The sequence below is a fragment of the Streptomyces sp. SDr-06 genome (assembly GCF_003324565.1).
Taxonomy (GTDB): Bacteria; Actinomycetota; Actinomycetes; order Streptomycetales; family Streptomycetaceae; genus Streptomyces.
The window spans coordinates 231,052-243,107 of the sequence record NZ_QOLA01000005.1; the positions used below are offsets into that span (position 1 = coordinate 231,052).

The following is a 12,056-nucleotide window of genomic DNA, read 5'->3' on the forward strand; positions in this document are numbered from 1 at the left end:
CCCGTTTTACCAGCGTTTTACCAAAGGTGACGCCCTGTGCCCTTCACCTCTCACCCCGTGCGTCCCCGCCGCTCGCGGCCTGCACGGCCGGGCCCCTGACGCCCCCGTCGTAGGGACGCGGACCGCCCCTCTCGCCCTTGGGACTCTTGCTGTCCTTCATGTTCTGTACGCCGCTCATCTGGCCGGACAGCCAGCGGAACACCTCCGGCAGGAGCGGCTTCCACACCACGTTGAGGTGGCCGCCGCCGGTCTTCTGCACCCACACCTGCGTGGGCGCCTTCGCGGCCCCGCGCAACGCGAGCCCGTCCTCGTAGCCGTCCCCGGGCTGGCCGGTGAGGAAGAGCGAGGTGTGCGGGGGGTGCTTGGCGTGGGTGAGTATCCACAGCGGGTTGGTCTCGCGGCGCAGCACCGGGTCGCCCGCGGTGATCGAGTCGGACTCGGCGGCCGGGTCGTTGTAACCGGACAGCGCGATGCCCGCGCGGTAGCGGTCGGGGTGCTCGACGGCGAGCTTGGCCGCGCAGTGCGCCCCGGCCGATATCCCGGCGACGGCCCAGCCGTCCGCGGCCGTCTCGGCGCGGAAGTTGTCGGTGACCATCTTGCGGACGTCCACGCTCAGCCAGGAGTCGGCGTTCACGACGCCCGGCACGTTGGCACAGCCGGTGTCCTGCCCGGCCAGCAGCGAGGTGCGCGGCGCGACCAGGATGAACGGCTTGACCTCGCCGTTCACCATCAGCGGCCGCAGCTGCTCGGTCACGTCGAGGTTGGTGAACCAGTCCTTGGCCGAGCCGGGGTAGCCCGGCAGCAGCTCCACCACGGGGAAGCCCTTGTCGCGGTAGGCCGGGTCGTCGTACTGCGGCGGCAGCCACACGTACACCTCGCCGTCGGCCCCCGACACCCGGCCGGTCAAGTGCGTGACCATGACGCCCGTGCCCAGGGCCGCGTCGTCGACCGGCGCGAAGGCCTGCTTGACCGGGGGCTCCTTGGCGATGCTGCGCCCGCCCGTGCCGTCGACGCCGAGGTTGGGCGCGGCGCCGACGTGGCTGTCGGTGCCGAGCAGATCGCCCCAGGTGTCGTAGAGGCCGTTGGCGTTGTTGACCGCGACGAACACCACGACGACGGCGGAGGCCTGGGCGACGAGCACCATCAGGATCCGCACGGCCCCGCGCACCACGGCCGGCCCGCCGACCCGGTGCCAGACAAGCAGCGGCACCAGAACGGCGAGCGCGGCCACCACGATCGCGGTCACGAAGAAGGGGGTACCGGTCAGGCTCATCACGTCCGGCAAGAGTGACATGCGCGCGTCCGGGTTGCCGGTTTTGCCATGGTTTTACGTAGGTAAAACCGCCGAGGGCCCCTTCCTGGCGCCGCTCAGACCAGTCGGCGCGCGGTGGCCCAGCGGGTCAGCTCGTGGCGGTTGGACAACTGGAGCTTGCGCAGCACCGCGGAGACGTGGGACTCGACCGTCTTGACGGAGATGAACAGCTGCTTGGCGATCTCCTTGTAGGCGTAGCCCCGGGCGATCAGCCGCAGCACCTCGCGCTCGCGCTGGGTGAGGCGGTCCATGTCCTCGTCGACCGGCGGCGCGTCCGTGGAGGCGAAGGCGTCCAGGACGAAACCCGCCAGGCGCGGCGAGAACACCGCGTCGCCGTCCTGCACCCGGAAGATCGAGTCGATCAGGTCGGTGCCGGTGATGGTCTTGGTGACGTAGCCCCGGGCTCCCCCGCGGATCACGCCGATCACGTCCTCCGCGGCGTCCGAGACGGACAGCGCGAGGAAGCGGACCGGGTTCTCGGCGTCCGCCATCATGGCCGCCGAGCGGCGCAGCACCTCGACGCCGCCGCCCCCGGGCAGGTGGACGTCGAGGAGCACGACCTCGGGGCGGGTCGCGGTGATGACGGTGACCGCCTGGTCGACGTCGGCGGCCTCGCCGACCACCTCGACGCCCGTGCTCTCGGTCCGGCCGATCTCCGCCTGGACTCCGGTGCGGAACATCCGGTGGTCGTCGACGAGGACCACCCTGACGTGGCGGCCGGTCGTTTCCTCGGTCATCCCTCTGCCCTCTCCATCTCCAGCTCGACCTCCGTGCCCCCGCCGGGCACCGAACGCAGCCTCGCCGTACCGCCGTTGCGCTGCATCCGGCCGATGATTGATTCTCGTACGCCCATCCGGTCGGCGGGCACCGCGTCCGGATCGAATCCGGGGCCCCGGTCGCGTACGGAGACGAAGACCGTGCGGCCCTCGACCTCCGCGTACACCTGGACGGCGCCGCCCTCGCCACCGTACTTGGCCGCGTTCACCATGGCCTCACGCGCGGCCTGCATCTGTGCGGACAGGCCGTCGTCCAGCGGGCAGTCGCCCACGACGACGACCTCCAGCGGGACGCCGTGCTTGTCCTCGACCTCGGCCGCCGCCTTCTTCACGGCCTCGGCCAGCGTCGCCGGTTCCTCTTCCTTGTCCTTGCCGGTGCCCTCCGGCTTGTACAACCAGGCGCGCAGCTCGCGCTCCTGGGCCCGGGCCAGGCGCCGCACCTCGCCGACGTTCTCCGCGTTGCGCTGGATCAGGGTCAGGGTGTGCAGCACCGAATCGTGGACGTGCGCCGCCACTTCGGCCCGCTCCTGGGCCCGGATGCGCATCAGGCGCTCCGCCGACAGGTCCTGCGTCATGCGCACCAGATAGGGCCCGGCCAGCAGGGCGATCCCGGCGAGCACCGCTATCGCGGCGGTCAGGACGTTGCCGAGCTGGGCGGCCGAGCCGTTGACCACCACGAAGCCGGTCAGCCCCGTGCCGACCAGGGCGACCCCGGCGAGACCCCGGGCCACCGGGAGCCACCGGGAGCGCCGGGCCCCCTCGGTCCAGCGGGCCCTGCGGGTGTTGTCGGCCTGGCGCCACACCAGGACGACGCCGACGCCGATGAGCACGCTGGGGAAGATGTACGGATTGGCCCAGCCGCCCACGTCCACCTTGGACGCGAAGATCGCGGCGCCGAAGACCAACGCGATCAGCGCGACGACCTGGCCCTTGTCGGGCTTGCGCAGCCTGCGCCGGCCGTCCGGGCTGACCTCGAACGCGGAGCGCGCCCCCGCCGTCGTACCGCCGAGACCCAGCGGCACCACGAACCAGAACACCGCGTACAGCAGCGCCCCGAGGCCGTTGATCGTCAGCAGCCCCAGAAAGATGATGCGCACCCACACCACCGGAAGGCCGAGGTGTCCGGCGAGCCCGCGCGCGACGCCGCCGAGCATCCGCCCCTCGGCGGAGCGGTACAGCTTGCGGACCGGCGCTTCGTCGGCCTCGGGCGGCGACAGGCGGGGGGTGGCGACTGACATGCCCCGATCGTCACATGAGCGCGGGCCACCGGGCATCAGGGTTGGCCCCCAGGCTTCCCTGAGGGAAACCCCCGCGCGCGAGGGAGGCCGCCTCCCCCGCGGGTGGGGCGGGCGCCCCTTCAGGGACGAAATCAGGGTGCGGCCAGGGTCGGGGCGGGTGCCGGGCGCGGCGCCCGCCCGTCACCATGTACGTATGAGCACGCCGACCGAGACGCCCCTCGCGCCGCCCGATCCGGCCTCCGAGGCCCCGCAGCTGCGCCGCAGCGGCCGCAACAAGGTCATCGGCGGGGTCTGCGGCGGCCTCGGCCGGTACTGCGACCTCGACCCGGTGATCTTCCGGATCGGGCTCGGCGTGCTCGCCGTCACCGGCGGCCTCGGCCTGGTCTTCTACGGGTTCGCCTGGCTGATCCTGCCGTTGGACGGCCAGGACGAGAACGAGGCCCGCCGCCTGCTCACCGGCCGCGTCGAGGGTGCGGCCCTGGTCGCCGTGCTGATGGCCCTCGCGGGCTGCGGGATCTTCCTGACCATGCTGAAGAACGGCTCGGTGATGACGTTCGCCGTGCTGCTCGTGCTGCTCCTCGCGGGCGCCGCCGTCTGGTCCCAGCGCCGCGTCATGACGCCCGGTGACGGCCCGCTCGACCCGGTCGCGGCCCAGGCCGTCGCCGACGCGCCCCCCGAGACGAAGGCGCCGCCCGCGCCGTCCCCGCCGTCCTGGTGGCGGGACCCGATCGTCAAGGACGGCACCACGGGCCCGGTCGCGGGCGGCTATCTGTGGGGGCCCGCCGACGCGGACGCCGTCCCGGCCGCCGGGGCGCGCGGGGCCGCGAAGGCGGCGGTGCGCGCGAGCCGCGGGCCGCGCTCCATCGGCGGCCTCGTCTTCCTCGCGGCGCTGCTCGCCTTCGGTGCCGCGTTCGGCGCCGCCCGGCACCACCAGCCGCTCGGCACCGGCCTGCAGATCGGATTCGCCGCCGCGCTCGCCGTGTTCGGACTGGGATTGATCCTGAGCTCGTTCCTCGGCCGCACGGGCTTCGGCACCCTGTTCCTCGCCGTCCTCACGGCGGCCCTGCTCGCGGTGTCCGCGGGGCTGCCCAAGTCCATCGACGGGCACTGGATGCGGACCGACTGGACGCCCGCCGCGATCGGCGAGGTGCGGCCGGACTACCACCTCGGCACGGGGGTCGGCACCCTCGATCTGAGCCGGGTCGTCGTGCCCCCGGGAGGGACCGTGACGACCAGCGCCGAGGTCGGCGCGGGCAAGGTGAAGATCGTCGTACCGAAGGACGTGACCGTGCGGGTGAGTTTCGATCTGGGCCTCGGCGACATCCGGCTGCCCGGCGAGAGGGCGGACGACATCCAGGTATCACCGGGCGAGAAGCGGACCATGACCCTGACCCCACCCGCCGGCGCCAAGCCCGCCGGCACGCTGGAACTGCACCTCAAGGTCGGCGTCGGCCAGGCGGAGGTGGACCGTGCTGCGTCATGAGTTCCGTCCCGGCACCTGCGTCGCCGGGCTCGCGCTGACCGCCACCGCGATCCTGTTCGCCGGGGACGCGGCCGGCCGGTGGAACACCCCCGCGCCGGTGGCGATCCCGCTGGTCTGCGGCGGCCTCGGGATCGCCGCGCTGGTCAGCTGGATCGACTACGGGGTGCGCAGGCGCCGGCGGCCGGCCAGGAGCGCGTCAGCGGACAGCAGCGGCGTCCCGGCCAGCACCAGCGGCAGCCAGGCCATCAAGTAGGCCAGGTCGTTGCCGTAGTAGTACGGGGTCGTCTGCCAGCTCACCGTGAGCCACAGGGAGAGTGAGATCAGCGCGCCGCCGAGCGCCGCGAGCCGCCCGAACAGGCCGAGCAGCGTGCCGATGCCGACGGCCAGTTCGCCCAGCGCGATGGCGTAGCCGAACCCCGAGGGGCTCTTCAGGGCGAGGTCCACGAGGGCCGGGACCGCGGAGCTGTCGCGCACGCCGTGCATCAGCTCGCCGATGGACCCGGTGCCGCTCGCGCGGAAGAAGGCGCTGTCCCTGAGCTTGTCGAGGCCGGCGTACACGAACGTCACACCGAGGAAGATCCGCAGGGGCAGCAGCGCGTATGCGCGGGCCGTGGCCTGCCATCCCCGGGCCCGGTCCGCCCCGGCCCGCGCCCGGGTCGCATATCCATGTGCCATGGCTGATCCCGCCTCCATCCCATTCGCCTGTCACCAGACGATACGGACGGGGGGAACGCGTGTCTCAATCCCACCCCGACAAGGACCGCACTCCCCTACTCGGCCACCTCGACGAACACCCCGTTGGTCTCCACTCCCGCTGCCGTCACCACCCGCACCTCCACCCGCCCCGCTTCCACGTCCACCGGCACGGGCACCGTCAGCACCCCGTCCGTCGGGTTCGCGAAGCCGCCGGGGACGGGGATGAGGGGGACGTGGACGTGGACCGCTCCGATGCGGACCACCATCCGGGCCAGCCGGTCCGGCGTGCCCGCGCCCGGCGGGACGAACCCCGCGCCCCGGATCTCGATGTCGTCCCCGGTGCGGATGGGCGCGTCCAGGTCGCCCGCCTCCCGGGCCCGTACGACGGACAGGACCACCGGGCGGCCGCCCTCCGCGTACTTCCCGGCGACGTACGTCGCCGCGGAGACCAGCGCCAGGACCGCCAACCCCCAAGGGAGGTCGGGGAGTTGCTCGGGTCTGCGGGCCAGCCGGACGGCCGCGAAGAGGACCGCCACCAGGGTCACCGTCACATACTGCGCGTCCGCGAAGCCGGCCCGCCCCGCGTCGTCCGTCATGAGGTCGGCCCCGCGCGGCCGGTCGGCGCGCACCTTCTGCAGCCGCTGCCCGTGGATGCGTACCGTCACGACCCGGCGGACCACCACCGCGATCAGCGAGGTGACGAACACGATCGTCAACAGGCCGCCGCAGCGGGCGAGTTCGAGACCGTGCAGTACCTTCTCGCGCTCGGCGTGGCCGGACGCCGAGGCCAGCCGCAGCGCGAGGACCAGGGCCGCGAACACCGCGAACAGGAGCCAGGCCGCCGCGACCGCGCGCGAGGTGGAGAGGCGGTTGTCCTCGCCGAGCACGGGAGCGAGCAGGCCGCCGCGCGAGCGGTGCAGATACGCCGCCACCGTCAGCAGGGCCGCCACGGCCAGCGCCGACAGGAGCCCGGCGGTGCGGGCCGCCGTCCAGCCCGCACCGATCGCGGTGGCCGCCTCGGCCAGGGAGAGGACGAACACCCCGCCCCACACCGTCAGCAGCGTGCCGCGCCAGACCCGTTCCGGCCAGGTCCGGCCCGCTTCCCGGCCGCGCTCGGCGACCAGCCGCGCGGACTGGGTCAGCTCGTCCGAGACCCACTGGCGGGAGGCCCCGGCGGAGTGGGCGAGGGCGGCGGGCAGCCCCTCGCCCGCGGCGAGGCCGTCCCGCTTGGCGAGGAACTCCGCCACCGCGCGCCGGTGCCCGTCCCGCGCGCCGTGCACGCAGTCGCCGCCGCATTGCCGAGCCTCCTGCACCGCCACCGGGTACTCCGTCCGTGCGCCGAACTCCTTGAACCGTGAGGGAATTGTCGCGCACCGGGGCGGCCCTCCGGTCGGCACCGCCTGGCCGCGAGAGTGATTGACGCACCATCAAATTGACGTACTACGACAGGAGTTCGGGCTCCGCCCGGCTGATCTGCCGCCACAGCGGCTGGTAGTTGATCCACGCCACGAGATCACTGCCGAGCTGCTCCCTGGTCGCCACCGCGTCCCGCCGGTCGATGAGCACCGGCTTCCCGACCGCCCGCGCCGCGAGCTGCACCCGCGCGCACCGCTCCATCGAGATGAACCACCAGGCCGCCGCGTCCACCGAGTCCCCGACGGTGAGCAGCCCGTGGTTGCGCAGCACGACCGCCTTGTACGAGGCGAGCGCCTCCGCGATCCGCCGCGCCTCCTCCGCGTCGACGACCACCCCGGTGTAGGCGTCGTACACCGCGTGGTCCTCGAAGAAGGCACAGGCCTCCTGCGTGTACGGCTCGACGAAGTCGCCCAGGGCCGCGAGCGCCCGCCCGTACGTCGAGTGCGTGTGGACGACGGCGACCGCGTCGGGGCGGGCCCGGTGCACCTGGGCATGGACCGTGAACGCGGCCTGGTTGACGTGGTGACTCCCCCGCACGACCTGCCCGTCGCCGTTGACCAGGACGAGCTCGCCCGCGGTGACGTGCGCGAACGGCACACCGAAGGGGTTCACCCAGTAGTGGTCCGGCCACTGGGGATCGCGCGCGGTGACATGGCCCGACACGCCTTCCTCGTACCCGAACCGGGCGAAGAGTCTCAGCGCGCCCGCGAGCCGCTCCTTGCGGTACTGCCGCTCCTCGGCGGGGTCCTCGTGGACGGGCGGCAGATCGAACCGCAACTGGTCCACCGGTATCGGCTCGGGCATCTCAGTCATGGCCGGAAGCTACCTCGCGTCCCCGCAGGTGAACAGAGTCGTGCGGCCCCGGCAACGCCGACGGCGCCGCCCCCTGGGGGGACGGCGCCGTCGGTGAGCGGTGGGGGCTACTCCCACTCGATGGTGCCCGGCGGCTTGCTCGTCACGTCGAGGACGACGCGGTTGACGTCGGCGACCTCGTTGGTGATCCGGGTGGAGATCTTCGCGAGCACGTCGTACGGCATCCGCGTCCAGTCCGCCGTCATGGCGTCCTCGGAGGAGACCGGGCGCAGCACGATCGGGTGGCCGTAGGTGCGGCCGTCGCCCTGGACGCCCACCGAGCGCACGTCGGCGAGCAGCACGACCGGGCACTGCCAGATCTCGCGGTCCAGGCCCGCCGCGGTCAGCTCCTCGCGGGCGATGGCGTCGGCCTCGCGCAGCAGGTCGAGGCGGTCCTTGGTGACCTCGCCGACGATGCGGATGCCCAGGCCGGGGCCGGGGAAGGGCTGGCGCTGGACGATCTCGTCCGGCAGGCCGAGCTCCTGGCCGACCATGCGGACCTCGTCCTTGAACAGCTTGCGCAGCGGCTCGACGAGCTCGAACTCGATGTCGTCGGGCAGGCCGCCCACGTTGTGGTGCGACTTGATGTTCGCGGTGCCGGTGCCGCCGCCGGACTCGACGACGTCCGGGTACAGGGTGCCCTGGACGAGGAAGGCGACCTCGGGGCCGTCCTCCTGGAGGATCTCCAGCTGGGCCTGCTCGAAGACGCGGATGAACTCGCGGCCGATGATCTTCCGCTTGGTCTCCGGGTCGGAGACCCCGGCGAGCGCGGTGAGGAAACGCTCCTGCGCGTCGACGACCTTCAGCTGGACGCCGGTGGCGGCCACGAAGTCCTTCTCGACCTGCTCGGTCTCACCCTTGCGCATCAGGCCGTGGTCGACGTACACGCAGGTCAGCTGCGAGCCGATGGCCTTCTGGACGAGGGCCGCGGCGACCGCGGAGTCCACACCGCCGGACAGGCCGCAGATCGCGCGCTTGCCGCCGACCTGCTCGCGGATGAGGGCGACCTGCTCCTCGACGACGTTGTGCGTCGTCCACGTCGGCTCGATGCCCGCGCCGCGGTAGAGGAAGTGCTCCAGGATCTGCTGGCCGTGCGTGGAGTGCAGCACCTCGGGGTGGTACTGGACGCCGTACAGCTTCTTCTCGTCGTTCTCGAAGGCGGCCACCGGGACGACGTCGGTGGAGGCCGTCACCGTGAAGCCCTCGGGAGCCGCGGAGCAGGCGTCGCCGTGCGACATCCACACCGACTGCTCGGCCGGGGTGCCCTCGAAGAGGGTGGAGCCCTGCTTGGTGACGGTCAGCGGGGTGCGGCCGTACTCGCGGGCGCCGTTGTCGTCGACCGTGCCGCCCAGCGTCGTCGCCATCAGCTGGAAGCCGTAGCACATGCCGAAGACCGGCACCCCGGCCTCGAAGATCTCGCGGTCCAGGCGCGGGGCACCCTCGGCGTACACCGAGGACGGGCCGCCGGACAGGATGATCGCCTTCGGCTTCCTGGCCAGCATCTCGGCCACGGGCATGCTGCTCGGGACGATCTCGCTGTAGACCCGGGCCTCGCGGACGCGGCGGGCGATGAGCTGGGCGTACTGCGCGCCGAAGTCGACAACCAGGACGACGTCCGGGTTGCTGTCGGGCGCGGCTGCGGAGGGTGCTGCTGGCACGGGTGGCGGCCTTCCGGCAGTGGGAGGGGGTCGGTATTTGTCGATTCTACCGGGGCGCACGGGTCCGGGTTCGTCTCACCATCCGAACCCGGATTGGCCCGCGCTCGGCGGGTCGGTCCATACTGGCCGCATGCGCGAGCACCAGACCTTCGTCTTTACCTATGGCACCCGGCCCGCCGGGCGCCATGGGCTGTGCTGCTTGAGCATCTGACAAGCGAAACTTCCCAGAGCGCCCCGGGCCGACAAGGCCCGGGGCGCTCTGTCCTTTCCGGTCCTTGCCGACCCGGGGCGCCGCATCCCTTCCGAGGAGCCCCCATGAGCACGTCCGTCACCGAGAAGACCGGCGCCCGCACCGACGAGGCCGCCGCGGTGATCACCGGCGCGCGCGAGCGCATCGACGCACTCGACGACCACATCATCGGCCTCATCCAGGAACGGATGGCCGTCTCGGCCGTCATCCAGGAGTCCCGGATCGCCTCCGGCGGCCGCCGGGTCAATCTGAACCGCGAGATGGAGGTCCTCGCCCGCTTCCGCGACGCGCTCGGCAAGCCCGGCACCGCGCTCGCGATGACGATGCTGGAGCTGTGCCGGGGCCGTATCTGAGTTCGGGCGCTCCTCACCCGTACGGCGCCGTGACCGAGCCGGGCCCGGCTTCGTTGGTGGGGTGTCCGTGCCAGCCAGGGGCGGGCCCGAAGAAACCACGCGTGGCTCCGCTGGGGCGTGTGACGCACCTGCAAGTGCGTCGTGGGACCTCGCCCCAGTGTGCGTGACCGGACGGCAGGGGACAGCAGCCCGGTCACTCCATAAGGGCGGTCGGTTCCGGGGACGCCCGGGGCCGGCCGCATCCGGTCCGAACGGTTGCGTCGGGCGCAGCCCCTCCAGCACGATGCAGGACACGTCCCGCACCCCGTACTTCCGTCGCCATTGGCCGACGCCACTCGCGCGCCCCGCACGCGCCGGGTCGGCCACCCTGGCACCCCCTTCCAGCGGCGCACCCCCCGGCGCCGCCCCCGCGGCACCGACGCCGCCCTGACGTCGGTGCTGACGGCCCGGCCCCGCGGCCATCACGTACGCATCGGCTGTACGCGATGGCGGCGGGGCCCGTCGTTCGGTCAGCGGGACAGGAGGTAGCACATCCCGGCCCGCTTCGCGGCGAAGCCCCAGTCTCCCTGCGACGGCGACTGGTACCACATCACACCCGGCTCGGTGGACTCCGAGCGCCACGCGCGCGGGATCTCCTGGTACGCGGATCGACAGGCCTCGCGCACCATCTCCTTGACGCGCCCGGAGCCCGGATAGTCGCCGCCCGGCAGCGCCTCACGGGCGAAGGGGCCGGGAGCGGGACGGTTCACGTGCGGCTGACCAGACCGCAGCCCTCCGGGCGGTCGCGCTTCAGGTCCCTGCTGCGGTCGTACGGGTCGAGCGCGGAGCCGCTCGGACTGGGGCCCGAGGGGGTCTCGTCGGCGAACTCGGGGTGCAGATAGCCGTCGTAGACCGCGCACTGCGAGTTGGCGATGTCCACGTCGTAGTTGGTGATCCAGAGCTTTCCGGCGGTGGACCTCATGACGGACGGATCGGGGGCCTGGACGTCGAGGATCCGGCGCACGATCGTGCGGGCCACCTCCTGCGAGCCCGGCGCCGCCTTCACCACCGGGTAGACGAAGGTGTAGTCGGCGTGCACGACGACCCCGCTCCTGGCGTCCTTGCTGAACGTCATCCGGCCGCGCGTCTTGATCACGTCGCCGACGAGCCTGACCTTGTTGGGGTCGAACCGGCTGAAGAAGTTCAGCGGGTCGTGCTCCTTGTCGGGCTTGGCCAGCGCCGTGGTGAGGTCGCCGAGGACGTCGTGCTGGAGCGGGTCGATGAGGGCGAGGGCGGCCTCGGGGCGGCCGCCGCGCAGGGTCCCCGGGTTCAGGTCGGCGTCGATCAGGACGTCGCGGGTGCGGGCGAGGGCCGCGGCCACCTGCTCCTTGGAGAGCCCGCCGAGTGCGGTGGCCTCGGGCAGCTCGATCCCGGCGGCGCCGTCCGCGTACTGCGCCGCGGGCGAGCCCCGGAAGGGCTCCTTAAGGGTGGGGCGGTCGGGATCGTCGGCGAAGGACGGGGCGGCGGTGGGGGCCGCGGTCTCCGGCGGGAGCTGGGCCGTCGCCTCGCCGCCGGAGCCGCTGTCGCCGGTCACCAGGGACAGCGCGCGGGACGGGTTCAGCGCGACAAGGAGGACGCCCGCGGCGGCGAGGACGCCGAGCACGCCCCACATCCGGCGTCTGCGCCCGGCCCGTCCGTCCATCTCCCGCCAGGCGGGACCGGTGCGCCAGCCCTCCGGCTCGGCGGGACGCTTCTTGCCCTTGCGGCCGCGGGCGCCGCCCTGCGCGGCCTCCTGCTCCTTGCGCAGCCGCTCGGTCACCATGCGGGCCCGCGCCGAGGGCTCCTTGGGCGCGGACTTCCTGATGTCCTGCTCGGTGTCGCGGACGAACTGCTCCCAGATCTCGTCCGGCAGCGAGTCGTCGCCCGACGACTCCTTCGAGATCGGCGGCTTCTCGCTCACTTCTGATGGCCCCTCTTGGCATGTCCTGCGCGGCGCACGCCGCGGCAGCGGTTCGACATGCGGGGCCGCGCGATGGTTGCCGC

At 72.7% G+C, this 12,056-nt stretch carries 12 protein-coding genes; 3 read left to right on the top strand and 9 right to left on the bottom strand.

Annotation, left to right across the window (positions count from 1 at the left end; genetic code table 11):
• Window positions 1-43 precede the first annotated feature (43 nt).
• The 3 genes from DT019_RS14040 to DT019_RS14050 form a co-directional block, all read right to left on the bottom strand.
• On the bottom strand, window positions 44-1,273 hold the full coding sequence (locus DT019_RS14040) for an alpha/beta hydrolase (RefSeq protein WP_114037270.1): 1,230 nt from the start codon (window positions 1,271-1,273) through the stop codon (window positions 44-46).
• Window positions 1,274-1,368: 95 nt separating this feature from the next.
• Window positions 1,369-2,049: a LuxR C-terminal-related transcriptional regulator gene (locus DT019_RS14045; RefSeq protein ID WP_114037118.1), complete on the bottom strand. Its 681-nt coding sequence runs from the start codon at window positions 2,047-2,049 to the stop codon at window positions 1,369-1,371.
• Window positions 2,046-3,326, bottom strand: coding sequence for an ATP-binding protein (locus DT019_RS14050; protein ID WP_114037119.1), 1,281 nt, complete (start codon window positions 3,324-3,326; stop codon window positions 2,046-2,048). Before DT019_RS14050 ends, DT019_RS14045 begins: the two co-directional genes overlap by 4 nt.
• Window positions 3,327-3,519: 193 nt before the next feature.
• Here DT019_RS14050 and DT019_RS14055 point away from each other — a divergent pair, with 193 nt between their 5' ends.
• A complete protein-coding gene (locus tag DT019_RS14055) occupies window positions 3,520-4,809 on the top strand; it encodes a PspC domain-containing protein (protein ID WP_114037120.1) in 1,290 nt (429 codons plus the stop codon).
• Complete coding sequence (locus tag DT019_RS14060) at window positions 4,796-5,062, top strand: hypothetical protein (RefSeq protein WP_114037121.1); 267 nt, start codon at window positions 4,796-4,798, stop codon at window positions 5,060-5,062. The genes DT019_RS14055 and DT019_RS14060 overlap by 14 nt, the downstream gene beginning before the upstream one ends.
• Here the strand turns inward: DT019_RS14060 and DT019_RS14065 are convergent.
• From DT019_RS14065 to guaA, 4 genes are all read right to left on the bottom strand, one after another.
• Window positions 4,966-5,484 (bottom strand): DoxX family protein, encoded by a 519-nt coding sequence (locus tag DT019_RS14065; RefSeq protein WP_114037122.1) that lies wholly within the window; start codon window positions 5,482-5,484, stop codon window positions 4,966-4,968. The two genes, DT019_RS14060 and DT019_RS14065, sit on opposite strands and share 97 nt — an antisense overlap.
• Before the next feature lie 95 nt (window positions 5,485-5,579).
• Window positions 5,580-6,824 carry a hypothetical protein gene (locus DT019_RS14070; RefSeq protein WP_114037123.1) on the bottom strand — a complete coding sequence of 415 codons (1,245 nt, stop codon included), beginning with the start codon at window positions 6,822-6,824 and terminating at the stop codon, window positions 5,580-5,582.
• Window positions 6,825-6,945: 121 nt separating this feature from the next.
• On the bottom strand, window positions 6,946-7,734 hold the full coding sequence (locus DT019_RS14075; RefSeq protein WP_114037124.1) for a class II aldolase/adducin family protein: 789 nt from the start codon (window positions 7,732-7,734) through the stop codon (window positions 6,946-6,948).
• Between the two features lie 107 nt (window positions 7,735-7,841).
• Window positions 7,842-9,431, bottom strand: a complete 1,590-nt coding sequence (guaA, locus tag DT019_RS14080) for a glutamine-hydrolyzing GMP synthase (protein ID WP_114037125.1) — start codon at window positions 9,429-9,431, stop codon at window positions 7,842-7,844.
• Between the two features lie 315 nt (window positions 9,432-9,746).
• Between guaA and DT019_RS14085 the strand changes: the two genes are divergently transcribed.
• Complete coding sequence (locus DT019_RS14085; RefSeq protein WP_114037126.1) at window positions 9,747-10,034, top strand: chorismate mutase; 288 nt, start codon at window positions 9,747-9,749, stop codon at window positions 10,032-10,034.
• A 509-nt stretch (window positions 10,035-10,543) separates the two neighbouring features.
• Here the strand turns inward: DT019_RS14085 and DT019_RS14090 are convergent.
• Both DT019_RS14090 and DT019_RS14095 read right to left on the bottom strand, forming a co-directional pair.
• Window positions 10,544-10,783 carry a hypothetical protein gene (locus tag DT019_RS14090; RefSeq protein ID WP_114037127.1) on the bottom strand — a complete coding sequence of 80 codons (240 nt, stop codon included), beginning with the start codon at window positions 10,781-10,783 and terminating at the stop codon, window positions 10,544-10,546.
• Window positions 10,780-11,973: a PepSY domain-containing protein gene (locus DT019_RS14095; protein WP_114037128.1), complete on the bottom strand. Its 1,194-nt coding sequence runs from the start codon at window positions 11,971-11,973 to the stop codon at window positions 10,780-10,782. The genes DT019_RS14090 and DT019_RS14095 overlap by 4 nt, the downstream gene beginning before the upstream one ends.
• Window positions 11,974-12,056 lie beyond the last annotated feature (83 nt).

What these genes read in the sequence shown, in the direction of transcription:
- DT019_RS14065 (WP_114037122.1), bottom strand. Translation starts at nt 5,484, where the DNA reads ATGGCACATGGATATGCGACCCGGGCGCGGGCCGGGGCGGACCGGGCC.
- DT019_RS14050 (WP_114037119.1), bottom strand. Translation starts at nt 3,326, where the DNA reads ATGTCAGTCGCCACCCCCCGCCTGTCGCCGCCCGAGGCCGACGAAGCG.
- DT019_RS14075 (WP_114037124.1), bottom strand. Translation starts at nt 7,734, where the DNA reads ATGACTGAGATGCCCGAGCCGATACCGGTGGACCAGTTGCGGTTCGAT.
- DT019_RS14040 (WP_114037270.1), bottom strand. Translation starts at nt 1,273, where the DNA reads ATGAGCCTGACCGGTACCCCCTTCTTCGTGACCGCGATCGTGGTGGCC.
- DT019_RS14055 (WP_114037120.1), top strand. Translation starts at nt 3,520, where the DNA reads ATGAGCACGCCGACCGAGACGCCCCTCGCGCCGCCCGATCCGGCCTCC.
- DT019_RS14085 (WP_114037126.1), top strand. Translation starts at nt 9,747, where the DNA reads ATGAGCACGTCCGTCACCGAGAAGACCGGCGCCCGCACCGACGAGGCC.
- DT019_RS14045 (WP_114037118.1), bottom strand. Translation starts at nt 2,049, where the DNA reads ATGACCGAGGAAACGACCGGCCGCCACGTCAGGGTGGTCCTCGTCGAC.